Raw genomic sequence first — 24,530 nt, forward strand, 5'->3', positions numbered from 1 at the left:
TTTAAGTATAATTTAAAGGATAAAGTAAAGGATAGACGTGAAGAAAAGAGTTGCAGTAGCATTTACCGGCCCCTCAAATAGCGGCAAAACCACACTGATCGAAAAAGTGGCAAAGAAACTGATCACTGAAGAGAAAGTGGCTATCATCAAAAATGATCCCAAAGACAAAGCAATATTTGATGTAGAAGGTAAAGATAGTTATAAATTCTCACAGACCGGAGCAGAAGTCGTTGTGACCTCGCCTACCCGTACCACCTACTTTTCACAACGAGAAAAAAACCTGGATGATATCATTGCAATGATCAATGACTTTGATATACTGCTGGTAGAAGGACTTAAAACATTGCCGCTGCCCCGTATCGCTATCTTCCGTAATGAGATTAATGAAAGTTATCTTGACTGTTCAGAAGCCATTGCGATAGATGAAAGTGTCAGTATAGAGAAGTATGATATACCCGCACAGATAGATATCCTGGACCTCAATAATACAGACCAGATCATAGAATGGATCAAAACACATGCAAAAAGTGTCTAAAGGAGAGAGATAATGCAAACTATATTTGAAGCGATCAAAAAGATCGCCTTTGAGATCGATAATGCGATCAAAACTGCCGACCTTGGGTATGCGAACGAAGAAAATGCTTCAGGTGAAGAACAGCTCAAACTTGATGTACTCTCAGACCAGATCATTGAGAAAAACTTTGCTTCAGTACCTGAAGTGATCAGTCTTGTCAGTGAAGAGAAAGAAGGTGAGCTCGAACTGCACACTGCAGGAAGCTATATAGTGTGTTATGATCCTTTGGACGGATCAAGTCTTGTAGATGTAAACCTTTCAGTAGGTTCTATCTTTGGTATCTACCAAGGGATTTTAGATGCGCAGAACCTTGTGGCATCAGCCTATATCGTCTATGGACCGAGAATCGAACTGGTTATCGCTATGAAAGGTACTAAACCGATGCTTTATCGCGCAACAGGTGATCACTTCAGGGCGATCGGGGAAATTACTCTCAACGAAAAAGGCAAGCTCAATGCACCGGGCGGAACACAGCAGAACTGGCCGTCACATCACAAAGCATTTATAGATTCACTTTTTGCCGAAGGATATAGACTGCGTTACTCCGGAGGTATGGTACCGGATCTGCATCAGATCTTACTCAAAGGCGGAGGTCTCTTCAGCTACCCAGGCACAACTGATAAGCCGCACGGTAAACTTAGACAGCTCTTTGAAGTAATCCCGTTTGCATTTATGTATGAACAAGCAGGCGGACAGGCGATCAATGACAAAGGTGAAAGACTGATGAATCTCGTACCGTCACATCATCATGATACCAGCCCTTGTTTCTTCGGTTCAAACTACGAGATCGAAGCACTCAAAAAAGCTTATGGAGTCAAATAATGAGTGAAACTGTGCTTGATGAGTGGCAGATTGCTCTAGAGCAGAAGAAAAAGGAACTTGAAGCTTGTCAGAAGGATAAACACTTTCAGAGTTGTTTAAAGTGTGATCAGCTCCTTAGCTGTGAGCTTAGAGACTCCTATGTCAAAGCCGTTTATGAGAGCATGAGCAAAGGTCAAGGCGGAGGCTTCGAGTTCTAACCTTCTCCTCATTGCTTACACAGAGGTAACTTCTCTCATCGCAAAGTGGATGGTAGATAATTTTTAGTATTAAGTAAACCCTAACACTGCGGCTTATATACTTAGGCTATCTACAAAAAAGAGAGTCTATGAAAGCAAAAAAGATACTTCTAATTATTTTTTTCAATCTTGCGATCATCTTAGCAGAGATCATCTTTGGACTGATCTCTAACTCATTCGCACTGATTGCTGATGCACTGCATAATGCAGGGGATGTTCTTGCGATTATCATCACCTATATCGCACTTCGTTTTGGAACTATCAGCCCAACCTTTCAGTATACATTCGGATTTATTAGAGCTGAAATGATGGCTGCTTTTACCAATACACTTTTTTTACTCCTAACGATGTTCTATATGATCTATGAGTCTATAGGAAGGCTTTTTCACCCTGAGATTATCGCACCTGAGTATATGATCGTAGTAGGAATGATAGCTGTTGTTGCTAATGGCATCAGTGCCTATCTTCTCCATGGAATGGGAATAGAAGATCATCATCACCATGAACACCATGAACACCATGAACATGATGATCATGATGATCATGATCACGGTGATGCGAACATCACTTCAGCATATCTACATATGCTAGCAGACACACTTATATCAGTCGGGGTCGTTGTTGCCGGATTCATGATCTATTATTTTGAAATATATGCGATAGATGCCGTACTTACCATCATATTCTCACTCTATATCATTCGGCATTCATTCCCTCTTTTTAAACGAAGTTTTCTCTCACTCATGGATGCCAATACACTCAATATCGCTTTGGAAGAACTAGAAGCGATCATTTTTGCATCCGGTCATGTATCCAACTATCATGATCTGCATATCTATCAGCCAAACTCCAAACTCAAATTTATCTCATTTCACGTACTCTTAGAAAATGAAGATACAAGTCTTAGATCATGTGAAGCAATCACAGGTCCAATGAAAGAGAAGTTAGAAAAACTAGGCTTTAACCATATACTTATACAGGTAGACTCACTTACCAATGATGCCGTACACCAAAAATGTATCATTACTAACCAGTAAGGAAACCAGATGGGGAAACAGTATCGAAAATTAGAACAACGTGATATCGAATTTATCAAGATCCAAAAGATGTTTTATATTGCAAGTACATCAGGCCAAGAGGTGAACCTCTCTCCAAAAGGGTATGACACTATAAGAGTTTTGGATGAGAGTACCCTGCTCTTTGCCAGTCTTCCCGGTTCTGGTAACCGTACCTACCGTGATGCAGTCAATGATGGAGAGTTTACACTTCTATTTAATGCATTTGAAGGTGCTCCGCTTATCCTCAGACTCTTCTGCAAAACTGAGATCATCGAGGAGAGTGATAAACGTTATCACTCTTATCTTGAGTACTTCAATTTACGCAAAGGTATCATACGAAACCTCTTTTTATTTCATATCTATGCAGTTGAGTCTAGTTGTGGAATGTCCGTACCCTATATGGAATACAAGGGCGAGAGAGATGAACTCAAAGAGTGGGCCGTGGATATGAATAGACGGGATCAGCTTAATGAGTATAATGACAAGCACTTTACGCCACCGGATTTGAGTAAACTCAATTAGTGTTATAATACGTGCCATGAATAAAGAACAGCCTACAAGAGAAAAGATCCTTGATGTCGTATTTGAACTGGTGTACATGCATGGATATAACGGTACCAGTATGTCAATGATACTCAAAGCATGTGGCATTCCTAAAGGTTCTCTCTATCACTTTTTCAAATCAAAAAAAGAGATGGTACTTACAGTCATCAAAGAGCGGCTGGGTCCCAAAATGGATATATTTTTTACCTTTGAACTAATAGCAGGCAAAGACGGCATTGATTCTATTATTGATGCCGTCTTAACTATTGCTAACAACCCTATGCTGATCAAGTACGGCTGTCCACTTAACCGTCTGAACCAGGAGATGTCGCCGCTTGATGAAGACTTTGATCGGGAGATCACCTTGCTTTATGATCACATCAAAGCAAAGATCATAGTACTTCTTAGGCAAAGTGAGCTCAAGCCTGACACTGATGTTGACTCACTTTCTGATTTTGTAATTGAAACTGTATGGGGTGCGCTCTCATTAAGTCCAACACAGTCATCGACTGGTCGTTATCTTCACTCTGTCAAACATCTCAACAGTTATCTTGGATCACTCAGAAAATAATTCAATTTGCCATTAGACCAATCAGTCTATTTTAAGGGAAACTATTTTACCATATTCTAATTAGACCAATTGGTCTATAAAGGAGTAATTATGTTTATCATCGACACTATAAAAAAAGAAGATGCTACGGGAAAACTGAAACTACTTTACCAAATGATAGAAAAGAACTTAGGATTCATCCCTCCTCATTTTGAACTAATGGCAACTATTGATATCAAAGCGATGAAGGATTTTCTTGATTATAATACCTATATGATGACGCATACGAAGATCGATAGAAACCTGATGCCGTTTCTCAGACTTTATATTGCACAAAAGGAGTGCAGAAATTACTGTATACAATTCAACACACAGTTACTGCAAAATATGGGTGTGAATGAAGCTATCATAAGCGACCTTGAAAACCATTTGGATAACATCCATGTAGAACCCACACAAAAGATCCTCCTAAAGAAGGTTATTAAAGCGCTATATCACGCAGATAAATTTGAGAAAAAAGACTTGGAAACGCTTTATGATGCAGGGTTTAATGATAAGGATTTCTATGACATCCTAGAGTATGCAACAGTGTTTATGGGTAAAAGCAAACTTATAGAGGTATATCACAAATGAGATGTATGAACAAGTACAAAAAAATCAACTTCCGATCAAGCTTAACTTCTCAGCCCGACTCATCTTTTTCTTGATCTCGTATTCACGTCTGCTTGCGCTGCTTCGATCAGGAAAAGCTTCACTGTAAACCAGTGCAACCGGTCGCCTGCTTTTAGTATATTTAGCTCCTTTTTCAGAACTATTGTGCTCTTTTAAACGTCGACTGATATCTGTGGCAATCCCTGTATACAAGGTATCATCTGCACATTGTAGTATATAAACGAAATAGCTCATTTTACTACAGGGTTGTCTTCTAAAGAATACTCTTTGTAATAGACACGTATGACATCATCAGAGATAAAGATCTTATCAGAATAGTCTCTGATTCTTATCAAAACATCCTTTTGCTTCAAGCCGTCAAATCCCTGATAAAAAAGCGGCAAAATAAGTGGTCTTGAAGAGAGTCTTTTACAATCTTCAACCTGTATATAATAAGCACGGTCCATATTGAGAAATTTATAAAGAACCCTATTTTCAAGATGATAGATTTTTTTATTTCTTAACCTTCTTCTTTGAAGCTCTTTATACTTTTGTGCAATACGTCTCTCTTCGTTGATTTTTTCTAATATCTTCTCTTTTTCCGACAAGGTAAGCTTTTTCTTTCCCAGTCTTTCCTGTCTCTCAGCCTCTTCACGTGCCTTTCTATCAGCATTAATTCTCTCTAAGATCGATTTTTTATCTTCCTCAGTATAAGCTTCCTGGGTTTTTGTTTTTTCTTCCTGGCGTGCCTTTCTTTCAGCATCCAATCTCTCCAAGATCATTTTTTTCTCTTCGGCAGTGTAGATATCTTTGGATTCTATTTCATTAGACATAATAACCTCACTCTTCCAAATTATTATTGAACTTATTATAACACAAAAATTAATATTTATGTATATGAGAATAAAACCGTGCAATTATCATCCACCATACAGCACACTTTGGCTAAAATGTCTTTCTAAAATTTACACTGCGTAAATCCAAAACTCATTTGTTTAAGGAACTACATATGTCTTGTCATAAAACTGCATATATTACTACCCCGATCTACTATGTTAACGATATTGCTCATATCGGTCATGCTTATACAACTATCATTGCAGATACACTTGCGCGCTATTCACGTATGAGCGGTTTGGAAACTTTTTTCCTTACCGGTACAGATGAGCATGGACAGAAGATTGAAGAATCCGCAAAAGCTAGAGGTAAAAGCTCTCAAGAATATGCAGATGAGATCTCTGCGACATTTAGAAATCTTTGGGATGACTTTGGCATCAGTTATGACAAGTTCATTCGTACAACAGATGCTGATCACATGAAAGGCGTACAAAAAGCATTTTCCGTAATGCACGCTAACGGTGATATCTATAAAGATACCTATAAAGGTCACTACTGTATCTCATGTGAGACATTCTTCCCGGAAATTCAACTTGTTGACGGTGAATATTGTCCGGAGTGTGGGAAAAGTACCACAGTAGTAGAAGAGGAAAGCTACTTCTTCAAACTTTCCAAATACCAAGATAAACTTCTTCAGTGGTATAACGACAATCCAGAGTGTATCCTTCCTAGAAGCAAGAGAAATGAAGTGATCCGTTTTGTTGAGGGTGGCTTGACAGATCTTTCGATCACACGTACGAGCTTTGACTGGGGTGTAAAGCTTCCTGAAGAGATGAATGATCCAAAACACGTAATGTACGTTTGGCTGGATGCACTTATGAACTATGTAACTGCTCTGGGATACGGTACAGATGAAGCTAACATGGACTTTTGGCCTGCCCGTGTACAGATCATCGGTAAAGATATCCTCCGTTTCCATGCGATCTACTGGCCTGCATTCCTGATGAGCCTTGGATTACCGTTGCCAAAACACATTGCTGCACACGGATGGTGGACAAGAGACGGTGAGAAGATGAGTAAATCTAAAGGTAACGTAGTAAATCCAAGAGAGGTAGCAGATGCATATGGTCTGGATAACTTCCGTTACTTTATGCTTCGTGAAGTACCATTCGGTGGTGACGGTGACTTCTCTCAGAAAGCACTCATTGACCGTATCAATTCCGATCTTGGAAATGATCTTGGAAACCTGCTTAACCGCCTGATCGGTATGAGCGGTAAATATTTTGAAGGTGAAGTTTTCTCCGGACATGTAGCAAAATTCTATCAGCAGGAGCTGGATGAAGTACATGCATCACTTGACCAGTTAGAACCGCTGCTGTTTGAAATGCAGATCCATAAATATCTTGAAGAACTTTGGAGACCACTATCTGTTGCAAACAAGTCCATTGATAAGTATCAGCCATGGACATTGATGAAAGAAGGGAAAACAGAAGAAGCGATGGCACTTAACGGACTTATCGCAGCGATCCTTGCAAAGGTAGCGGTGATGCTTTATCCTGTTATGCCGGAAGTATGTACCAAAATTTCAAGAGCACTGCATTTTGAGATCGATAATGCCAGCTGGAATGCCCTTGTCAAAGAGAAAACACTTCTTGAGACATTTAGACTAGAAAAGATCGATCCACTTTTCCCTCGTATTGAAGAACCGCTTTTAGCACAGGTTGAACCTGCTGATACAAAAGAAGCACCTAAAAAAGAGGAAAAGAAGCCTGAGAAAAAAGCAGAGAAAGCTGAAGGTGTTGCTCTTATCGGTATCGACCAATTCTTCGAAACTGTTCTAAAGATCGGTACGATCGTTAAAGCCGAAGAGGTACCAAAGAGTAACAAACTTCTTTTGCTTCAGGTAGATGTCGGAGAAGAGAATCCAAGACAGGTTGTTGCTGGTATCAAAGAATGGTACAGCCCGGAAGACCTTGTAGGTACACAGGCGTGTGTTGTTTCCAACCTTAAACCGGCAAAACTTATGGGAATGAAAAGTGAAGGTATGCTGCTTGCAGCCAAAGATGAAAACGGACTCAGTCTTCTTAGACCTGAGACTCCAAAAAATGCCGGGACTGTAGTAAGCTAATGAAAATTGAAGATATTGTAAACCTTACAGATGGCGTATTGACTAATGAGCCACAAGTCCAAGCTATAGCTGCTGCCACTGTTTTCCCTTCTAAGGTTGAACATGGTGACCTCTTCTTTTCCTCTGTACAAGAAGATATCGACAAAGCGATAGAACAAGGGGCATATGCCATCGTCTATGACAACAAAGAGATCATCAAAAAAGACGATGAGATCGCGTGGATCGAAGTATCGGATATCAAACTGGCTGCATTTAAGCTCATTCGATATGTAACACTCAAAAAAGAAGCAGAGTTTTTCCTGTTGGAACCTCATGAAATGAGCTTTTTGAAGATGATCCTTACCCACAAAAGCAATATAGCTTTTATGGCTGATGATTGGCGTAAAGTTTTTGAACAGATCCTTAACTCTGATGATTACCTTTTTGTAGGTACGGATAAAGAGTTACTGGGACTGATCAAACCTGACATAAAAAAGCTCAAAGACGATGTAGAAGGATATTTGATCGGTGATACTCTCTTTAAATCAACGTTCAAGGTCGGTGGATATGTTTATCAAGAGAAAGACCTGGCACCGTTCCATCTTGATTATCTGCTTCGCGTAGTCAATTTTTGTGATACCTATAGTCTGCCATATGATATCGAACGTATCAAGTATACTAGACACTTTATCCCTGTATTTATCGATACAAACCTTCAGAGTACAGGTCAAGGGAAAAGTGACCGCGTAGCGATCTTCACAGATAACCTTGACGATATCAGCCGTGCGAGAGAGTATATCAAACGTTCGAACAACTGGGTGAAGAGTATAGTCCTTACCCCTCCTAAAACAAAAATAGAAGGGATCGATCGTCCACACTGGTTTGAAACCGAAGATGAACTAAAAGATATACTCAAAAATATCCATTTCAACTACGCATTTATCTATAAAGCGGATAGAAGCATTTTAAATACGATTAAAGAAGAGTATAGTCTTTTCTAATAGATACACATACTTCTTCTTTTGTTGTATGTGTAGTCATTCTTACTGACAAATACCATATTTTATTTCAAAAAAATCACTATAGATATAGAAGGTAAACAATTCTACCCAATTAAAGAAGTGTAGAATGAATTAGACAAGAGAGAGATCCCCCCCTTCTTTGGAGGGGAAAAGTTTTGGATCAAATAAAATTAAAATGTGTATGTTGCACCGATACTGATCGCATCTACTACTACATCACTATTTACAACTGCACCATCCAAACCTTTATCATTATACATGTTTGTATAATCTACGAACACACCAATATGATCTGTCACTGCATATTCTGCACCGATACCCCATTGTAGACCGCTCTCAGTGTACTCTGAACCATCATCAAATTTCACTTGTCCGTATCCAAGTAATCCATAGATATTAAACTCTTCTGTTACAGGATACATCGCTTTTGCGTAAAGACCGATATTGCTCATATCAGCGTTGATATCAGATTCTTTACCGTTATCATAGGTAATATCACCTACGTTCATTGTATATCTTCCCTCTACTCCGATATACTCATTGAAGTTATAACCGCCTTTGAAGAGTACTGAGTGAGCAGTAAAATCCTCGTTAGTATCGTCAATGTTCATATTCATATATGAATAACCAAGACCGACATGGAATTTACCAGGCATAGCATCTGAAACTTCAGGAACATTTACATATGGTTCTACCGGAGAGATATCTCCTCCTGCCACTGAGAATGTACTTAAAGAGATGATTGCGATCAATGACATTGTAATGTTTTTCATTGTTTTCCTTATTAGGTTAAATCGTGCAAATTGCGGCGAGATTATAAGGCTGAAAATCAAAAAAGTCAATAGAAAATCAACACTTTATAAAAAAATTTTTTGTGCATTTAAAGTGTAAATTCATGAGTCTAAAATAGCACCATACACATAGAGTTTTAACATTATTAAACATACAAAAATAAGTGATAGATATCAGCTAGATAAATTATATGAAAATATATTAATAGATAATACCTATTGTTTATTTCCTCCTTCTCAGGTGTCTCTTATACTTATTCCTTATACTTATTTATGTAGAAAGGATACCATTGAAACCGATTCAGGTAAAAAATGATCTAATCAATATTGTTTTTTAAAAAAATTTGCTCAGATGCAAATGTACTGTTGTTATAGAATCTTTTATCTCATTAGGGGAAGATATGATCAATTACATAGATCAAAGATACACATCATGAAACTTACACATATTATCACCGATATCATCTTTTTTTATATTGATGGGTTTAAACAGATGAAAGTAGGAAAAAAACTTTGGCTGTTGATTGGGATCAAACTTCTGGTCCTCTTTGGCATCATAAAGTTTTTTTTCTTCCCGAATTATTTACAAACGACCTATGATAACGATGAGTCACGCAGTGCGTATCTCATAGAATATCTTACAAAGGAGAGATGATGATCAAAACAGCTAAGGATAGAACATGGAAATGATGCAGACAGAACTTATTGATTGGTCAAGGGCACAGTTCGCACTGACTGCACTTTACCACTTTTTATTTGTACCTTTAACACTTGGGCTCTCATTTATTGTAGCCATTATGGAGACAATCTATGTAAAGACCGGGGATGCGAAATGGAAAACCATTACCAAGTTTTGGATGACCCTCTTTGCGATCAATTTTGCCATTGGTGTGGCAACAGGTCTTATTATGGAATTTGAGTTTGGTACGAACTGGGCGAACTACTCATGGTTCGTTGGGGACATTTTTGGTGCTCCGCTTGCAGTAGAGGGAATCTTGGCATTCTTTATGGAGTCGGCCTTTTTTGCAGTAATGTTCTTTGGATGGAATAAAGTTTCAAAAAGCTTTCACCTGCTCTCAACCTGGCTTGTAGCAGTGGGATCAAACCTTTCAGCATTCTGGATCCTTGTAGCCAACGGTTGGATGCAATATCCTGTTGGAATGGAGTTCAATCCGGATACAGTGCGTAATGAAATGGCAAATTTCTGGGATGTCGCTCTCTCTCCAGTAGCTATTGCCAAATTTTTACATACGATCGGAAGCGGTTATGTGATCGGTGCCCTGTTTGTCATCGGTATATCTGCTTGGATGATACTCAAAAAACGTGATGTATTGGAAGCCAAACGTTCTATGGTAGTAGGTGCAAGTTTTGGTCTGCTTGTTTCAATATTTCTTATCCTAAGCGGTGATGAGTCTGCACACCAGGTTGCTCAACAACAACCGGTAAAACTTGCAGCAATGGAAGGGCACTATAAAGGGTTAAAGCGTGCAGGGATCATTGCTGTAGGTATTCTGAACCCTGATAAAAAGATCGGAGATGATATACATCCATTCTATGGGGATATCGAGATCCCTTATGCCCTCTCTTTTCTAGGTTACCATGATATTGATGCATTTGTACCTGGGCTGGATGATCTGGTACTGGGAAATGAAGAATACGGCATAGAAAGTGCAGCCTCAAAAATAGAAAAAGGTAAAATAGCTGTAAAAGCGCTTCAAGCGTATAAAGAAGCTAAACAATCCGATGATCAGACAGCAATGTCAGAAAGCAGAAAACTCTTAAAAGAGTATATGCCTTACTTTGGTTACGGATACCTTGAAAAACCGACTGATATTGTTCCGCCGATTGCCCTTACTTTCTATAGTTTTCACATTATGGTTGCTCTGGGTACATGGTTCATTATTCTGTTTTTGATCGTTCTTTACCTTACTATGGCCAACGATATCACACGCTTTAGAAAAATACTCTGGCTGACATTATGGAGCATACCTCTAGGTTACATCGCAGCAGAAGCCGGATGGATTGTGGCAGAAGTCGGTAGACAGCCTTGGGCTATCCAGGATCTTATGCCGGTGGGTATCGCTGCAACACATATCGATGCAGGTAATGTTCAGGTATCCTTCTGGCTCTTTGCCCTGCTCTTTACAGTACTGCTTATCGCAGAGATTAAAATCATGCTGCGGCAGATTGCATATGGTATTAAAGGAGGTCACTAATGTTTGAAACACTTTCACTTCATTCACTTCAGGTTTATTGGTGGATCATTATTTCACTGCTCGGCGGTCTGTTTGTTTTTATCATGTTCATCCAAGGTGGTCAGACACTGCTCAATCAACTTTCAACAACAGATGACGAAAAAACAATGCTGGTGAACTCACTTGGGCGTAAATGGGAACTTGGATTTACTACACTGGTACTTTTTGGTGGCGCACTCTTTGCAGCATTTCCAAAGTTTTATGCGACAAGTTTCGGTGGCGCATACTGGCTATGGTTGGGGATACTCTTCTCTTTTATTATCCAGGCAGTCTCTTATGAGTATAGAAAGAAAGAAGGAAACCTCCTCGGTTCTAAAACCTATGAAACATTTCTTTATATTAACGGAAGTGTGGGAACTATTCTATTAGGGATTGCCATCAGTACATTTTTCAGCGGTGCTTCATTTACGATCGATGACAATAACTTCGTACACTGGAGTATCGCTACACGCGGTTTAGAAGCACTAATGGAACCGCTAAACTATTTGCTTGCATTTGCAATGTTATTCCTTGTTCGCATTATCGGAGGGATGTACTTTTTAAATAATATAGACCACGAGCCGATCCGTACCAGAACACGTCTCATGATCAAAAGAAACATCATCTACTTTCTACCTTTTTTCCTTGGATTTGTAGGGTGGGTACTACTTAAAGAGGGGTATACATATGATCCAGAGACTCTCAAAGTCTCTATGGTTTCCATGCACCATCTAACTACTTTTATTGAACTACCGTATTTAGCCGGGATGTTTTTGGTTGGTGTCGTGATGGTTCTAGTAGCAGTATTTAACTCCGTATTTAGAGCAAAAAACTGTTGTATCTTTACTGCAGGGATCGGAACTGTACTCACAGTAATGGCTCTATTGTTAAATGTGGGACTGAACCATACGATTTTTTATCCGTCTTCCACTGATCTGCAAAGTTCACTCAGCATTGTCAATTCATCAGGAAGCCATTATACACTGACAGCGATGTCTTATGCTTCATTGATGGTACCCTTTGTTCTGGCATATATCGCCTATGTTTGGTATGCAATGGACAGAGTCAAAATTACTCAAGAGGAAATCACCTCTTCAGATGAACACCACTATTAAGAAGGAATCATTTATGGAATATACCACTTCACTATTATGGCTGCTTACATGGCCGCTGATTATTTTTTTAGGATATAAGTTTACGGCATTTAACCTCAAGTATTTCCGGGAACTAGAAAAACTTGAAGAGGATCAATAGATCAAAAAAGACAATCAAGAGTTATCTTGATGGTCTTATCTAAAATGTATGGCAATAACAAAACTACTATGCGACAGGACAAACAAAATAACGCATATTAACTTCATTTAGACTATCACTCCAACCGATATAAACAGTATGTTCATTCTTGGTTACTTTCTTATACTTATCAAGGAAATAGTGACTTAACAGTTTTTCAATATCTAAAGAGACAGGTACACTGACCATCCAGACAAATCCTAACTTCTTTAATACCGGGACTTCTTTACTGCTTCGCATCAGATCTCTTAGTTCTGACTCAATTTTACAGATATCTTCCTCTTGGTATTGAGATATTTCAACTACTGCTTTCAAGTTTCCCGGATTTTCTATCTTCTTCCAATAGTCATGAGGTCGTTTTTCTTTAAAAAGATAGGATGATTTGTTGATGCCGTCTAAACACATGATACTTACCTCTTTGAGATAATCTGGAGCATGATTTCTCATCAGGCTAATGGTATGTTCACTATACTCTTGAGGTGTAAAACCGTCTTTGTCCAACATTCCCTCACTCTCCATCCATGATATCACCTTCTCGTCGTTAATACGCCTTTTTTCATGTACCACGGCTACAGGATAGTTTTCATGCCAGACATACGAGGAGTTTTGATTGAGGACATGGAACATTGATCCTTCAGTAGATAATGCATTCATTAAAGCATCAATAATATCTTGCATACATTTTCCTTTTTAACTCAAAATAAGACAGTTATGCTTTCAAAAAGCTTGAATCTCATGTATCTAAATAAAAAGAAATGTAAACTGATCAAATATAGAAGTATCTTCAGTAATTGAAGGTGATTACAGAATGTCTCTCAGCACCATTGCATAGTGCAGTACCCATAGATTGAGTAGAAGTATTCCCATTGATGAACCACGGGAAAGAAGCTTTTGTATCAATGTTTTTTCTTTATAAATGGTCATCAATGAAATTGTCATATGGATAGCTGTCATAAGGATAATGACAGCAACGATATAAAGTTTCATACGTAGTGCATCCATCACTTCATTACTGATATCAGAAAAGAGAATAGTCAGTAAACCATTCTGATCGATCATCAAATAACCGGTAATAAGAAGGATAATAAGTGCCACCACTTCGAAATATCCATAGATTGGACCGATACGAGGATAGACCTCGTTTTGACCTTCTTTATCTCTTAGGCTCACTCCAAGAATGAACATAAAGATCGCTCCTCCGATCCATGAGATTGCAGCGATCAGGTGAAGGTGAAGGAACCAGGCTGACATTAGCTATCTAACTTCAATACCGCCATGAAAGCTTCTTGCGGTACTTCTACCTTACCGATAGCTTTCATACGCTTTTTACCTGCTTTTTGCTTCTCAAGAAGTTTACGCTTACGAGTGATATCCCCTCCGTAACATTTTGCAGTCACGTTTTTACCCATTGATTTAACGTTTGAACGTGCAATGACATTGTTACCGATACTCGCTTGTATCGCTACTTCAAAAAGCTGTCTTGGGATTAGCTCTTTAAGCTGGTTTACAAATGCTAGCCCTCTGCTTCGTGCTTTCTCTTCAGGAACAATGATAGAAAGTGAATCTACTATCTCTCCGGCAACACGGATATCAAGTTTTACAAGTTTACCGGGTCTAAATCCTATCGGCTCATAGTCAAAACTTGCATAGCCCTTTGTTGTTGACTTCAATTTATCATAGAAGTCCATCACGATCTCGTTCATTGGGATATCATACTCCATCAATACACGTGTCTCATTGAGGTAGTCCATCTTTATCTGTATACCCCGACGGCTGGTCAACAGCGTAATGAGGTTTCCTACGAATTCCTGAGGAGTAAGGATCGTTGCTTTAACATATGGTTCATAGATCGTGTCTATCTTTTGAGGCTCAGGTAATTCACTAGGGTTTTGGATCTCTACCTCAGTACCATCAGTCTTTTTAACACGGTAAACAACTGTCGGTGCTGTTGCGATCAGATCAAGGTCAAATTCACGCTCCAAACGTTCCTTGACTACTTCCATGTGAAGCATTCCGAGGAAACCGGTTCTAAATCCAGAACCAAGTGCCATGGAACTTTCAGGCTCAAAGCTCAGTGAAGAGTCATTGAGTTTGAGTTTGTTGAGTGCGTCACGAAGATCTTCAAACTTGTCTGTCTCGATCGGGTAAATCCCAGCAAATACAAACGGTTTTGCCGGTTCAAATCCGGCAACAGGTTGAGCTGTAGGGTTCTTTGCAGTGGTGATCGTATCCCCTACCTGAATAGCGTCTACTGTTTTTAATCCCAAGACCACAATACCGATCTCACCTGTTCTAATCTCTTTGGTTTTGATCGGTGCGATAGGGTTTGGATACATTAGATCAAGTACCTGGTGGTCCTGCTTAGTACCCATAACACGCATCATCTCGCCCTTTTTGATACTGCCGTCAAATACACGGACTAGAGCCAATGCTCCAAGGTAGTTGTCAAACCAGCTGTCATAGATCAGCGCTTTACACGGGGCATTCTCATCACCCTGTGGGGCAGGTACACGCTCAACAATCGCATCGATAAGTTCAGGGACCCCAAGTCCCGTCTTAGCCGAAACAAGGTTATGTTCAGTTGCATCGATACCGATAGCTTCTTCAAGTTCACCTAGAACTCTGTCAGGATCAGCTGCAGGAAGATCGATCTTGTTCACAACAGGTAAAAGCTCAAGATCGTTCTCAATCGCGATATAGACATTGGCAATAGTTTGAGCTTCCACACCTTGCGCTGCATCAACGATCAGCAATGCACCATCAGATGATGCCAAAGAACGGCTTACTTCGTAAGAGAAATCCACGTGACCCGGAGTGTCGATAAGGTTGAGGATATACTCTTCTCCATTCTTAGTATAGTTAAGTCTTACAGACTGCGCCTTGATCGTAATTCCACGCTCTTTTTCAATGTCCATCGTATCCATGACCTGTGCAGACATCTGTCTGTCAGAAACTGCACCACAGTGCTGGATAATACGGTCAGCCAAGGTAGACTTACCATGGTCAATATGAGCGATGATAGAGAAATTACGAATATGTGATTGAGGTATCTCTTTTGCCAATTTTTTTCCTTAAGTAGGCAAATGCTTTGCCTTACTTGAATTTAATGTAAACTAAATTTAGTTTATTTTAAAGCAGTTAACCGTATGGTCCCGCTACTGAAGCAAACCCAGTGTTAACAATCTCTTGTAAATAAAGTTGCCTAAATGGCAAGTTTTTTACAAGAGACAAACTTCCAAACAATTAAAAAATATATTAATTTGTCTCAAACAGAGAGTTAACACTCTCATTGTTATGAACACGTCTGATCACTTCTCCCAGCATTCTAGCAGTAGAAAGAACTTTGATCTTTGGTGACTCTTTATGCATCGGGATTGTATTTGATACAACTAGTTCATCTAGTTCACCCTCTTCTATACGATCAAATGCAGGGCCGGAAAGAACCGGGTGTGTACAACATGCCATTACCGATGTTGCCCCGAGTTTTTTAAGTGCTGCTGCAGCTTTTACCATTGTACCTGCAGTATCCACCATATCATCGATAAGGATCACATCTTTACCATCTACATTTCCGATGACATTCATCACTTCAGACTCATTAGCCTTTTCACGTCTTTTATCCACGATTACCATTTCAAGCCCAAGTTTTGCTGCAAAATATCTTGCTCTAGCAACTCCGCCGATATCCGGGGAAGCAATGACTGGATTTGGCAGGTTCTTACTTTTGATATAGTCGATAAATAAGATCGCCCCATAGAGATTGTCCACAGGAATATCAAAAAAGCCCTGAATCTGAGAAGCATGTAGATCAATCGTAACCACACGTGTGATCCCTGCCGTCTCCATCAGGTTTGCTACAAGTTTTGCAGAGATAGGTACTCTTGGAGCAGCTTTTCTGTCTTGTCTTGCATATCCATAGTAAGGTACTACTGCAGTGATAGACTTTGCAGATGAACGCTTTAGTGCATCTGTCATAATGAGAAGTTCCATCAAGTTTCCGTTTGCCGGTGCAGAAGTAGGCTGTACGATAAATACATCTTTACCACGTACTGACTCTGCAATTTGTACATTGATCTCACCATCAGAAAAACGATTGATCGTCGCTTTAGAAAGTGGCATCTCAAGATAATCAGCTACCTCTTGAGAAAGTTCTGGGTTTGAAGTACCGGAAAATATCATATATCCGCTCATTGTAAGACCTTTAGTGTGAAAAATTTCATTACATTTCAGTAATAATTAACACGCGTATTTTACACAAAAGTTGATAAAAAGGTGATTTAAAGGCTTCAGTGATTAAACTAATACGACTATAATTTAGTTGGATACATATGATAAGAAAAGTTTTAAAGAAAACCTCATCCCGCAGCGAAAAACTCGATAAATTTTTAGATAAATATAACCTTTCAAGAGAGTTCTTCGGTGTGAGTAGACGTAGTATTACAAAAGGGGTTTGGATAGGGCTTTTTTGGGGATTTATCCCAATGCCGATGCAGATGGTGGCAGTGGTTTTGAGCACCTTTGCTTTTAGATTCAACGTACCGATCGCAATTGCCATGGTCTGGTTGAGCAACCCTATCACCATGCCGCCGATGTACTATATGGAATACCTGACCGGCAACCTTCTGTTAGGACGTGAGGGACTGGAAAATATTGAACTCACTATGGAATGGTTCAGTGAACATTTTGATGAGATACTGGTCCCGCTTTATGTTGGAACCTCGTTTTACTCTGTCATTGTCTCAACAATCATCTACTTTCTTGTAAACTGGCTCTGGATCAAGTCTGTTCATGAAGAAAAACGTGTGCGGAAAGAAAGACACAAGCAAAAGATCAAAAAGCTTCTCAAAAGGAAGACACCTATCAATCACCCTATCGAGAAAGAGTCTGAATTGGATGCAGGGCATGAGGATGATGAGAGGAAATAGTCATCTCAATTAGCAGATGACTCCTCCGCCGATCAGTTTATTTCCTTCATAAAATGCTGCAACCTGTCCGTGTGCCAGGCCAAATACAGGTTCTTTAAGTGTGACGGTACCCTTGTCACCTTCTATTTTCACATGGCATGGTACTGCTTGCGTGCGGTAGCGTACTTTTACGAGACAGTCAAACTCATCTCTCTCTACAAAAAGATTGATTTTTTTTATCTCAAATTCATGCACTTCAAGTTGTTCTTTTGTACCTACTACGATCTGGTTTTTCTCAGGTTTAATTTCCAAAACAAAGTGCGGATCATGTGCACCATCCACAAAAAATCCTCTACGCTTTCCGATGGTATAATGCATATAGCCCTTATGTGTTCCTACAACATTACCCTCCGCATCTACAGTTTCACCCGGCATGTCGATATCCATATGACGAGCAAGTACTTCATCATAAGTATTTTCTACAAAACAGATCTCAGAACTCTCTTTTTGAGTTGCAAAGTCCTTTAATGGCTCAATATCGGCAGCATAAGCTTTGACATCATCTTTTACCCAGTTTCCTAGTGGGAAAATAAGTCTAGGTATTACCTCTTTTTTTACTTCACATAAAAAGTAGCTTTGATCTTTGTTCGGGTCTTTACCCATGTAGATAAATTCACCATCAGAATTGATATAGTGCCCCGTAGCAATATACTCTGCACCGATACTGTCTGCGAACTCCACCATTTTTCCAAACTTGATGGTACGGTTACACATTACACAGGGATTTGGAGTAAGTCCTGCTTTGTAAGAGTCTACAAAGTAATCATAAACCTCTTCCTTAAATTCATTACTTAGATCCAAAAAATGTACCTTGATCCCAAGATACGCTCCTACACGCTGTGCTTTGGCAAAGTTTTCTTCATGATAGCCCTCTTTTTGATGGAGTTTCATATAGACCCCTTCAACTTCATATCCCTCTTTTTGTAAGAGTATCGCACTCACTGTAGAGTCAACACCGCCACTCATTCCAATCAATACTTTTTTACGTTCTGTCATTCCGTACCTTTGTATATTTTCTTTAATCTTTATAACCTTTGGTTCACGCTATTTACCTGTACAGCGATCTCACCATCTACATTTATCAATGAACATTGAGCGATCTCTTTTTGCTCGGTTACTATATTAAGATCTTCAAAATTCAAATCCATTGTTCCTATAACATGCCCTACTTCTAATTTTCTGCTTTGAATCTCACCAAATGAGACAGTGACAACCTGATGTTTTTTTGATGGCTTCTCTTTTGTATGATTATGTAGTGATATAATCTTTAGCCTATCAGCATAGTTATGATGTTCGATCATCACCTCAGCACAGATACCTTTTGTATCCGACAGTACCAAAGAGAGATGATCAAGTCCCAAAAGCAGGATATCGCCCTTTTTCAATTCTTTGAGTGCACTCTTTTTCATCTCAAAAGGGGGCAAAGAGAGTATATAGTGAGGGAATACCTGATGCTTTTTCATCATCATCTCCAAGCGGTTAGCCTGGGTATCACCCCGCATCTATATCTCCGATAAAGCGCTCTAGCAAATACTCTTTGCTTGCTACACGCAGGTCATCAGGTACCTCTTGACCTATTGAGAAGTAGCTCATAGGAAGATCATAGGCCAACATAAAATTAAGCAGTGTACCCAAATGTTTTGTTTCATCAAACTTTGTGATGATCACAGAATCAAGGTTCAAAAAAGAGAAGTTCGTAAAAATATCTTCCATATCCTCATACTTCACTGTTGCAGGAAGTACAAGGTTGACCTCAAGGTCTTTGAGTGCATCAGAGTTGACATACTCCACCGTACGGATAAGCTTTTGCGTATCATACGGCGACATTCCTGCCGTATCCACAAGTATGATATCATAAGAGTCTAAATGATCCAGTGCATCTTTAAATCCATGGACATTTTCAACAGCAACATGATCAATCTGCATAATATCCGCATAGTGTTCAAGTTGTTCTATCGCACCTACTTTATAGCTGTCAAGGTTGATGAGCGCCACACTATACGGTCTATCCATCAGATAGGCATAACGTGCTGCCAATTTAGCAATCGTGGTAGTTTTACCCGTTCCGGTAGGTCCTACAAACATCATTACTTTTTGTCTGGAAAGATCTTCTGGTTTTTCTTTCAGTGCTTCATCCATCTCTTCTAGCAGATAAGAGACCAAAAGTCTATTATCTTCGGCAATCGGTGAACCGGCCAAGCCGTTTATCATTCCATCCAACCATGCCTCAGCGATCCCTTTACGCTTTAAAAGTGCTTTGACCTCTGAAATCACAGTATCATTATCGATGATATCATGTTGCAGTGTCTCTTTCATTTGTGAAAGTTGAGACTTAAGTGCTTCTATCTCTTCTATAAGAAGTGCTTCTTCACTTTTTTCGTAAGGTGTATCATCCCCCATAGTCTTTTGAATATAGACAGCTTCCGGAATAGCCACTTGTATTTCACATCTTAGTTGTCCATCATCATACTTTAGCTGTTTAGCAGAAACAAGTTCTATCTTGTTGCCATACTTCTCTACAGCCTGAATGTAAGCACTTTTTGGATCTGATGCTACAAATGTTTCATGGATCATACCGGGTAACCTTTCAAATAAGCTAGAGGGATGAGCACTGAGTCCCGTTCAAACCAATGAGGATGAGGGATGGTTAATTTCTCGTCATTTATGGACATATTTTCATAAAAAATAATATCTATATCCAGTGTTCTCGGCCCGTCTTTAAAAAGACGTTTTCTTCCAAAACGCTTCTCAACTTTGAGAATATATCGCAATAATGCCTTTGGTGTCAAGTCTGTTTCAATACGTATTAAAGCATTGTAAAAGTCTTCTTGATCCATATATCCAAAAGGAGGGTTTTTCAATATCGGAGAAGTCTCTTTAATATGGACTAAAGCGCTTCGATTTAAAAAAGTAAAAAGATGTTCAAACCGTCGTACCACATCACCGATATTTCCACCGATCCCCAGCATCGCTTCCCTCTTTCCCAAATTTTGATGTGAGAGATAAGGGTAGTGTCCTGCGAACAGCACTTCATTGTCTTGATCAATACTTTTTCTAAGCATTTATAGTACCACTGCTTTCCCATCAACCATTGCGACCATATCTTCGATACGGATCCCAAATTCACCCGGGATGTAGATACCGGGTTCAATCGTATATACCATTCCGTCTTCAATGATCGTATCAGACCGCGAAGAGATATATGGCATTTCATGAATATCAAGTCCTACACCGTGTCCGGTAGAGTGAACATAATACTCACCAAACCCTGCTTTGGTGATCAAGTCACGGGTCAATGCATCCACTTCCTTGGCTTTCATACCTGATCTTGCTTTAGCTATCGCATTATCGTGGGCCTTAAGAACAACATCATAGGCTTTTTGTATCTTCTTTTTTGAGAACTTTGATTTAGTGCCAAAAGTAAACTCTTCACCCACTTGGACTGTACGTGTACGGTCAGAACAGTAACGTTTATACTTAAGTCCTGCATCCACTAACAGAAGGTCACCTGTTTTCATACGATGATTGGTAGGTAATGCATGCGGCTTTGCAGCATTTGCATTCAAAGCAACGATAGGATCAAAGCTCAGATCATATTTGCCGTATCCTCCAAGGATAGACTTGGCTTTATATGTAAGCGTAAACTCATTTTCACCAATACCGTTTTGTTGAAACTCTTTTGCAAGTTGAGAAAATGCTTTGGCACCAAGCTTTACTGCTTTTGCAATAATTTTTAGTTCTTCATCACTCTTAATGATACGTCTTTTATGTGAAAAATCAGGTTCTGGATGAAAATTGATCCTGGTATTCTCTGTAAAGTGTTGAAAGGCGGCAACTGACCACTCTTTTGGATCGAAGATCATCTTCTTGATCTTACTCTTTTTAAGTATTTCCACTGCCATGCCATACAGATCACGATCAATCACAACCTGGGCATTTTGAACCTGCTCTTGCGCTTCTATCGTATAACGACTGTCAGTGATGAAGTATGCTTCACTTCCAAGTGAGAGGTAGAGTACATTATCACAACTGTATCCGCATTCATAGTAGATAGCATTTTCATTGTTTAACATATAATTCATAGATTACCTCTTCAAGGATAGTTTGGGAGTAGTCTCAATTCAATGAGTCAAATATGCTTCCAAGCGGGTACTTGGAAGCCAAAATATTAAGCCTGTGCCTGTGCTTGAGCCGCTTGCATCTTAGCTTGATGTTCTTTCATCATTTTGATCTCAGTAAGCATTTGATTCATACCTACCATTGCAAGATGGTACCCGTATGGCCCCATACCAGTAATCTGTCCTGCACATACAGGTGCAGTGAGTGACTTATGTCTGAACTCTTCTCTTTGGTAAATATTGGAAAGGTGTACCTCAAGTGTAGGGATCTTTACCGCTGCAATCGCATCACGAATAGCGATAGAAGTATGTGTATATGCTGCAGGGTTGATGATGATACCGTCTGCATCCCCTAGACATTCTTGGATACGATCTACGATCTCACCTTCAAGGTTACTCTGAAAAAACTCGATCTCATGATTATTCTGCTCTGCAAAAGCTTTCATTTGTGCATGAATATCTTCGAGTTTCATTGGGCCGTAGATATTTTGTTCTCTAATTCCCAACATATTTAGATTTGGACCTTGAATGACTACTATTTTCATCTGTTTTACCTTATTTAAAATTTTAGATATCATTTTATCCAAATAGTATTAAACCCAATACAAAGAAATTACAAAAAACAAGAGAGCTTTATGAACCTAATCACAGCAGACTATGTCTATACGCCAAAAGGATTTGTAGAAAACTGTACCATTGCCTATAGTGACAAGATAGAGGCAGTCGATACACTGCAAGTTTTGTCTGAAAAGTACCCCGATGCGGATATCCACTATGCAGGTAAAAACTCTGTACTCTATCCGGGTTTTATCAACACCCATGTACATTTGGAGTTTTCAGCGAATACCACGACACTCAAATACGGTACATTCATGTCATGGCTGGACTCTGTGATCGAACACCGTAACGACCTACTGCAAGAGTGTGATAATGAACTGATGCTCAGTAAAATTGAAGAGATGTTACATTCCGGTGTTACGACATTCGGTGCTATTTCAAGTTTTGGAGCAGAGCTTGAGGCGTGTATGCAGGCATCCCAAAGAGTCGTTTTTTTCAATGAGCTCATCGGCTCCAGTGCCGCTTATGCCGATGCACTCTACAATGACTTTTTAGAACGTGTCAAAGCTTCACAACACTGTACGGAAAATGACCGGATCACTCCTGCTGTTGCGATCCACTCTCCCTACTCTGTTCACCCTGTGATCCTTCAAAGAGCGGTACAGGTAGCCAAACAAAATAACTTGCCTCTCTCAGCACACTTTTTAGAGTCTCAAGCAGAACGAAATTGGCTGGAAGATGGCAATGGTGAGTTCAAACCTTTCTTTGAAAAATACTTCAATACTTCCACACCTATAACAACTATCCGTGAGTTCATGCATGCATTTGACACCTATCCTACTCACTTTACCCATTGCGTACAGGCAAATGAAGAGGAGCTTGCCTACCTCTCTTCAAAAGGTCACTCTATTGCGCACTGTCCGCGTTCTAACAGACTGCTTGGGTGCGGAAGACTTGCGATCGAAAAAGTAAGAGAACTCGGCATACCGTTTAGCGTTGCAACCGATGGGCTAAGCTCCAACTGGTCACTCAATATCTTTGATGAACTTCGTGCCGCACTGATGATGCATCATGCCGGACCATTGGAACAACTCTCAACACTGCTCATCAGGTCCGTTACTTCAGATGCGGCAAACATACTAGGGTTGAATGTAGGAAGTATAGAGGCAGGCAAAGAGTCTGACTTTACAGTCATCACTCTTCCAAATACCCCTTCATCCATCGATGATATCGCAGTACAGACCATTATCCATACACAAAAGGCTTCAGAGGTCTATATCGCAGGAAAGAAGATTGTTTAACACAATCTTCTTTAACTGTTAAATGTTATTTCCAATAAAAAACTCTAATATCCAAAAAAATACTCTACAAATTTTAGTGATAAAAATATGACAGAAAACGTTATACAATATTCCTATATGGAACAAATTATAAGGTTTTCAATGGGTGGTTGTATATTTATGGCTCGCAAACGTCGCTATAGCGAATAACCTTATAAAATATGTTAGATTATAAGGTTTTGTGAGAACTAAATAAAAATGATGTTTTATGGGAGCATTACTATAACTGTAAACAATAAAGGCATTGTGAAAAATACAGTCAAAATTAGTTTTATGAATCGTTTATAATTCAGCTTTAGTTCTTTGAGAATTGGATCGGATAAATTGTCATCGGAATAGATAAATGGCAAAGCACGGAAACCGTTGTATCCCCCTGACCCAAAACCAGGAACATTTGTGATTTTCTCCCACGTTTGGTGGTGATTTTCTTCAAGATACGTTCTTAGCTTGTATCCTTCAATTATGTTTAAAACCATGATTGCAATCCATGTTGGAATCATGTAGAAATTGAATAAAGTGTAAGCAAAGTCTTCTTCTATGAAGTAAACGCGTAGGATTAAGAGGCAAGCAATAATCATTAGCCAGATTCGCCAATATAGTTTGATATACGATTTTGGCATAGCTTGTGTCATTATTTCCCCTTTTTTGCTAACTACTTATTAAATTGCATATTTCTATATAAAGAGTATATCAAAATTACCTCGTACTAAAAACCTTATAAAATATATAACTTTATAAGGTTTTCTGGAGTCTAAAACTTATAGCGTATTTCATTGGATATTAATGATATTTATTGGAACTGACAAGTAAATCAAATTTTTGTTGAGAATAA

The 24,530-nt window shown here is 39.2% G+C and carries 29 protein-coding genes; 15 read left to right on the forward strand and 14 right to left on the reverse strand.

Annotated features, from left to right (window positions below):
• The first annotated feature begins 37 nt into the window (after positions 1-37).
• From mobB to PGH07_RS06375, 7 genes are all read left to right on the forward strand, one after another.
• The gene (gene mobB / locus PGH07_RS06345; protein WP_289413519.1) at positions 38-535 is read left to right on the forward strand and encodes a molybdopterin-guanine dinucleotide biosynthesis protein B; all 498 of its coding nucleotides are present in this window, start codon (positions 38-40) and stop codon (positions 533-535) included.
• 12 nt (positions 536-547) lie between these two features.
• A complete protein-coding gene (locus PGH07_RS06350) occupies positions 548-1,396 on the forward strand; it encodes a class 1 fructose-bisphosphatase (RefSeq protein WP_289413520.1) in 849 nt (282 codons plus the stop codon).
• Positions 1,396-1,593, forward strand: coding sequence for a hypothetical protein (locus PGH07_RS06355; protein WP_289413521.1), 198 nt, complete (start codon positions 1,396-1,398; stop codon positions 1,591-1,593). Before PGH07_RS06350 ends, PGH07_RS06355 begins: the two co-directional genes overlap by 1 nt.
• A 128-nt stretch (positions 1,594-1,721) precedes the next feature.
• On the forward strand, positions 1,722-2,669 hold the full coding sequence (locus tag PGH07_RS06360; protein ID WP_289413522.1) for a cation diffusion facilitator family transporter: 948 nt from the start codon (positions 1,722-1,724) through the stop codon (positions 2,667-2,669).
• A 9-nt stretch (positions 2,670-2,678) separates the two neighbouring features.
• The gene (locus PGH07_RS06365) at positions 2,679-3,212 is read left to right on the forward strand and encodes a pyridoxamine 5'-phosphate oxidase family protein (RefSeq protein ID WP_289413523.1); all 534 of its coding nucleotides are present in this window, start codon (positions 2,679-2,681) and stop codon (positions 3,210-3,212) included.
• Positions 3,213-3,228: 16 nt separating this feature from the next.
• Positions 3,229-3,804 carry a TetR/AcrR family transcriptional regulator gene (locus PGH07_RS06370; protein ID WP_289413524.1) on the forward strand — a complete coding sequence of 192 codons (576 nt, stop codon included), beginning with the start codon at positions 3,229-3,231 and terminating at the stop codon, positions 3,802-3,804.
• Between the two features lie 90 nt (positions 3,805-3,894).
• Complete coding sequence (locus PGH07_RS06375) at positions 3,895-4,416, forward strand: hypothetical protein (protein WP_289413525.1); 522 nt, start codon at positions 3,895-3,897, stop codon at positions 4,414-4,416.
• Positions 4,417-4,440: 24 nt separating this feature from the next.
• Here PGH07_RS06375 and PGH07_RS06380 read toward each other — a convergent pair whose 3' ends face one another.
• A complete protein-coding gene (locus PGH07_RS06380; protein WP_289413526.1) occupies positions 4,441-4,689 on the reverse strand; it encodes a GIY-YIG nuclease family protein in 249 nt (82 codons plus the stop codon).
• Positions 4,686-5,267 (reverse strand): hypothetical protein, encoded by a 582-nt coding sequence (locus tag PGH07_RS06385; protein WP_289413527.1) that lies wholly within the window; start codon positions 5,265-5,267, stop codon positions 4,686-4,688. The genes PGH07_RS06380 and PGH07_RS06385 overlap by 4 nt, the downstream gene beginning before the upstream one ends.
• A 176-nt stretch (positions 5,268-5,443) precedes the next feature.
• On the opposite strand from PGH07_RS06385, the gene metG reads away from it, so the two are divergent.
• Together metG and PGH07_RS06395 are read left to right on the forward strand one after the other, a co-directional pair.
• On the forward strand, positions 5,444-7,399 hold the full coding sequence (gene metG, locus PGH07_RS06390) for a methionine--tRNA ligase (protein WP_289413528.1): 1,956 nt from the start codon (positions 5,444-5,446) through the stop codon (positions 7,397-7,399).
• Positions 7,399-8,379 carry a hypothetical protein gene (locus PGH07_RS06395; RefSeq protein WP_289413529.1) on the forward strand — a complete coding sequence of 327 codons (981 nt, stop codon included), beginning with the start codon at positions 7,399-7,401 and terminating at the stop codon, positions 8,377-8,379. The genes metG and PGH07_RS06395 overlap by 1 nt, the downstream gene beginning before the upstream one ends.
• A gap of 191 nt (positions 8,380-8,570) precedes the next feature.
• On the opposite strand, the gene PGH07_RS06400 is transcribed toward PGH07_RS06395, so the two are convergent.
• Positions 8,571-9,173, reverse strand: coding sequence for a porin family protein (locus PGH07_RS06400; protein ID WP_289413530.1), 603 nt, complete (start codon positions 9,171-9,173; stop codon positions 8,571-8,573).
• Positions 9,174-9,624: 451 nt separating this feature from the next.
• Between PGH07_RS06400 and PGH07_RS06405 the strand changes: the two genes are divergently transcribed.
• Genes PGH07_RS06405 through PGH07_RS06420 form a run of 4 tightly spaced genes read left to right on the forward strand, consistent with a single transcriptional unit; the run spans position 9,625 to position 12,679 of the window.
• Positions 9,625-9,846 (forward strand): DUF4492 domain-containing protein, encoded by a 222-nt coding sequence (locus PGH07_RS06405; RefSeq protein ID WP_289413531.1) that lies wholly within the window; start codon positions 9,625-9,627, stop codon positions 9,844-9,846.
• A 34-nt stretch (positions 9,847-9,880) separates the two neighbouring features.
• Positions 9,881-11,407, forward strand: a complete 1,527-nt coding sequence (locus PGH07_RS06410; RefSeq protein WP_289413920.1) for a cytochrome ubiquinol oxidase subunit I — start codon at positions 9,881-9,883, stop codon at positions 11,405-11,407.
• Positions 11,407-12,540 (forward strand): cytochrome d ubiquinol oxidase subunit II, encoded by a 1,134-nt coding sequence (cydB, locus tag PGH07_RS06415; protein WP_289413532.1) that lies wholly within the window; start codon positions 11,407-11,409, stop codon positions 12,538-12,540. Before PGH07_RS06410 ends, cydB begins: the two co-directional genes overlap by 1 nt.
• A gap of 13 nt (positions 12,541-12,553) precedes the next feature.
• Positions 12,554-12,679, forward strand: a complete 126-nt coding sequence (locus PGH07_RS06420; protein WP_289413533.1) for a hypothetical protein — start codon at positions 12,554-12,556, stop codon at positions 12,677-12,679.
• A 66-nt stretch (positions 12,680-12,745) separates the two neighbouring features.
• Here the strand turns inward: PGH07_RS06420 and PGH07_RS06425 are convergent, their stop codons facing one another.
• The 4 genes from PGH07_RS06425 to PGH07_RS06440 all read right to left on the reverse strand — a co-directional run bounded on the left by PGH07_RS06425 (position 12,746) and on the right by PGH07_RS06440 (position 16,909).
• Positions 12,746-13,396, reverse strand: a complete 651-nt coding sequence (locus tag PGH07_RS06425) for a hypothetical protein (RefSeq protein ID WP_289413534.1) — start codon at positions 13,394-13,396, stop codon at positions 12,746-12,748.
• Positions 13,397-13,519: 123 nt separating this feature from the next.
• On the reverse strand, positions 13,520-13,969 hold the full coding sequence (locus tag PGH07_RS06430; protein WP_289413535.1) for a hypothetical protein: 450 nt from the start codon (positions 13,967-13,969) through the stop codon (positions 13,520-13,522).
• Positions 13,969-15,780, reverse strand: coding sequence for a translation elongation factor 4 (lepA, locus tag PGH07_RS06435; protein ID WP_289413536.1), 1,812 nt, complete (start codon positions 15,778-15,780; stop codon positions 13,969-13,971). The genes PGH07_RS06430 and lepA overlap by 1 nt, the downstream gene beginning before the upstream one ends.
• 193 nt (positions 15,781-15,973) lie before the next feature.
• Entirely contained in the window at positions 15,974-16,909 is a 936-nt protein-coding gene (locus PGH07_RS06440) for a ribose-phosphate pyrophosphokinase (protein ID WP_289413537.1), read from the reverse strand.
• A gap of 137 nt (positions 16,910-17,046) precedes the next feature.
• Here PGH07_RS06440 and PGH07_RS06445 point away from each other — a divergent pair, with 137 nt between their 5' ends.
• Positions 17,047-17,643 (forward strand): DUF2062 domain-containing protein, encoded by a 597-nt coding sequence (locus tag PGH07_RS06445; RefSeq protein ID WP_289413538.1) that lies wholly within the window; start codon positions 17,047-17,049, stop codon positions 17,641-17,643.
• Positions 17,644-17,652: 9 nt separating this feature from the next.
• Here the strand turns inward: PGH07_RS06445 and mnmA are convergent, their stop codons facing one another.
• The 6 genes from mnmA to aroQ form a co-directional block, all read right to left on the reverse strand.
• Positions 17,653-18,693: a tRNA 2-thiouridine(34) synthase MnmA gene (gene mnmA / locus PGH07_RS06450; RefSeq protein ID WP_289413922.1), complete on the reverse strand. Its 1,041-nt coding sequence runs from the start codon at positions 18,691-18,693 to the stop codon at positions 17,653-17,655.
• 14 nt (positions 18,694-18,707) lie between these two features.
• Positions 18,708-19,184 carry a hypothetical protein gene (locus tag PGH07_RS06455; RefSeq protein ID WP_289413539.1) on the reverse strand — a complete coding sequence of 159 codons (477 nt, stop codon included), beginning with the start codon at positions 19,182-19,184 and terminating at the stop codon, positions 18,708-18,710.
• On the reverse strand, positions 19,174-20,256 hold the full coding sequence (locus PGH07_RS06460) for a flagellar biosynthesis protein FlhF (protein WP_289413540.1): 1,083 nt from the start codon (positions 20,254-20,256) through the stop codon (positions 19,174-19,176). The genes PGH07_RS06455 and PGH07_RS06460 overlap by 11 nt, the downstream gene beginning before the upstream one ends.
• Complete coding sequence (folK, locus tag PGH07_RS06465; RefSeq protein ID WP_289413541.1) at positions 20,253-20,744, reverse strand: 2-amino-4-hydroxy-6-hydroxymethyldihydropteridine diphosphokinase; 492 nt, start codon at positions 20,742-20,744, stop codon at positions 20,253-20,255. Before folK ends, PGH07_RS06460 begins: the two co-directional genes overlap by 4 nt.
• Positions 20,745-21,764, reverse strand: coding sequence for a M24 family metallopeptidase (locus PGH07_RS06470; protein WP_289413542.1), 1,020 nt, complete (start codon positions 21,762-21,764; stop codon positions 20,745-20,747). It abuts the gene before it with no gap.
• 86 nt (positions 21,765-21,850) lie between these two features.
• Positions 21,851-22,345: a type II 3-dehydroquinate dehydratase gene (aroQ, locus tag PGH07_RS06475; RefSeq protein ID WP_289413543.1), complete on the reverse strand. Its 495-nt coding sequence runs from the start codon at positions 22,343-22,345 to the stop codon at positions 21,851-21,853.
• Between the two features lie 90 nt (positions 22,346-22,435).
• Between aroQ and mqnF the strand changes: the two genes are divergently transcribed.
• Positions 22,436-23,659: an aminofutalosine deaminase family hydrolase gene (gene mqnF, locus PGH07_RS06480; protein ID WP_289413544.1), complete on the forward strand. Its 1,224-nt coding sequence runs from the start codon at positions 22,436-22,438 to the stop codon at positions 23,657-23,659.
• A 245-nt stretch (positions 23,660-23,904) separates the two neighbouring features.
• Here the strand turns inward: mqnF and PGH07_RS06485 are convergent, their stop codons facing one another.
• Positions 23,905-24,330, reverse strand: coding sequence for a hypothetical protein (locus tag PGH07_RS06485; protein ID WP_289413545.1), 426 nt, complete (start codon positions 24,328-24,330; stop codon positions 23,905-23,907).
• Between the last annotated feature and the right edge of the window lie 200 nt (positions 24,331-24,530).

It is taken from the genome of Sulfurovum zhangzhouensis (genome assembly GCF_030347965.1).
GTDB lineage: Bacteria > Campylobacterota > Campylobacteria > Campylobacterales > Sulfurovaceae > Sulfurovum > Sulfurovum zhangzhouensis.

Excerpts from the sequence above, each read along its gene's own strand:
- aroQ (WP_289413543.1), bottom strand. The coding sequence starts at position 22,345 with ATGAAAATAGTAGTCATTCAAGGTCCAAATCTAAATATGTTGGGAATT.
- PGH07_RS06420 (WP_289413533.1), top strand. The coding sequence starts at position 12,554 with ATGGAATATACCACTTCACTATTATGGCTGCTTACATGGCCGCTGATT.
- PGH07_RS06425 (WP_289413534.1), bottom strand. The coding sequence starts at position 13,396 with ATGCAAGATATTATTGATGCTTTAATGAATGCATTATCTACTGAAGGA.
- PGH07_RS06375 (WP_289413525.1), top strand. The coding sequence starts at position 3,895 with ATGTTTATCATCGACACTATAAAAAAAGAAGATGCTACGGGAAAACTG.
- PGH07_RS06430 (WP_289413535.1), bottom strand. The coding sequence starts at position 13,969 with ATGTCAGCCTGGTTCCTTCACCTTCACCTGATCGCTGCAATCTCATGG.
- cydB (WP_289413532.1), top strand. The coding sequence starts at position 11,407 with ATGTTTGAAACACTTTCACTTCATTCACTTCAGGTTTATTGGTGGATC.
- PGH07_RS06370 (WP_289413524.1), top strand. The coding sequence starts at position 3,229 with ATGAATAAAGAACAGCCTACAAGAGAAAAGATCCTTGATGTCGTATTT.
- PGH07_RS06460 (WP_289413540.1), bottom strand. The coding sequence starts at position 20,256 with ATGATCCATGAAACATTTGTAGCATCAGATCCAAAAAGTGCTTACATT.
- PGH07_RS06440 (WP_289413537.1), bottom strand. The coding sequence starts at position 16,909 with ATGAGCGGATATATGATATTTTCCGGTACTTCAAACCCAGAACTTTCT.
- PGH07_RS06400 (WP_289413530.1), bottom strand. The coding sequence starts at position 9,173 with ATGAAAAACATTACAATGTCATTGATCGCAATCATCTCTTTAAGTACA.
- PGH07_RS06385 (WP_289413527.1), bottom strand. The coding sequence starts at position 5,267 with ATGTCTAATGAAATAGAATCCAAAGATATCTACACTGCCGAAGAGAAA.
- PGH07_RS06470 (WP_289413542.1), bottom strand. The coding sequence starts at position 21,764 with ATGAATTATATGTTAAACAATGAAAATGCTATCTACTATGAATGCGGA.
- PGH07_RS06365 (WP_289413523.1), top strand. The coding sequence starts at position 2,679 with ATGGGGAAACAGTATCGAAAATTAGAACAACGTGATATCGAATTTATC.
- PGH07_RS06405 (WP_289413531.1), top strand. The coding sequence starts at position 9,625 with ATGAAACTTACACATATTATCACCGATATCATCTTTTTTTATATTGAT.
- PGH07_RS06355 (WP_289413521.1), top strand. The coding sequence starts at position 1,396 with ATGAGTGAAACTGTGCTTGATGAGTGGCAGATTGCTCTAGAGCAGAAG.
- PGH07_RS06395 (WP_289413529.1), top strand. The coding sequence starts at position 7,399 with ATGAAAATTGAAGATATTGTAAACCTTACAGATGGCGTATTGACTAAT.
- PGH07_RS06485 (WP_289413545.1), bottom strand. The coding sequence starts at position 24,330 with ATGACACAAGCTATGCCAAAATCGTATATCAAACTATATTGGCGAATC.
- PGH07_RS06360 (WP_289413522.1), top strand. The coding sequence starts at position 1,722 with ATGAAAGCAAAAAAGATACTTCTAATTATTTTTTTCAATCTTGCGATC.
- metG (WP_289413528.1), top strand. The coding sequence starts at position 5,444 with ATGTCTTGTCATAAAACTGCATATATTACTACCCCGATCTACTATGTT.
- PGH07_RS06350 (WP_289413520.1), top strand. The coding sequence starts at position 548 with ATGCAAACTATATTTGAAGCGATCAAAAAGATCGCCTTTGAGATCGAT.
- mqnF (WP_289413544.1), top strand. The coding sequence starts at position 22,436 with ATGAACCTAATCACAGCAGACTATGTCTATACGCCAAAAGGATTTGTA.
- PGH07_RS06445 (WP_289413538.1), top strand. The coding sequence starts at position 17,047 with ATGATAAGAAAAGTTTTAAAGAAAACCTCATCCCGCAGCGAAAAACTC.
- PGH07_RS06410 (WP_289413920.1), top strand. The coding sequence starts at position 9,881 with ATGCAGACAGAACTTATTGATTGGTCAAGGGCACAGTTCGCACTGACT.
- PGH07_RS06455 (WP_289413539.1), bottom strand. The coding sequence starts at position 19,184 with ATGCGGGGTGATACCCAGGCTAACCGCTTGGAGATGATGATGAAAAAG.
- folK (WP_289413541.1), bottom strand. The coding sequence starts at position 20,744 with ATGCTTAGAAAAAGTATTGATCAAGACAATGAAGTGCTGTTCGCAGGA.
- PGH07_RS06380 (WP_289413526.1), bottom strand. The coding sequence starts at position 4,689 with ATGAGCTATTTCGTTTATATACTACAATGTGCAGATGATACCTTGTAT.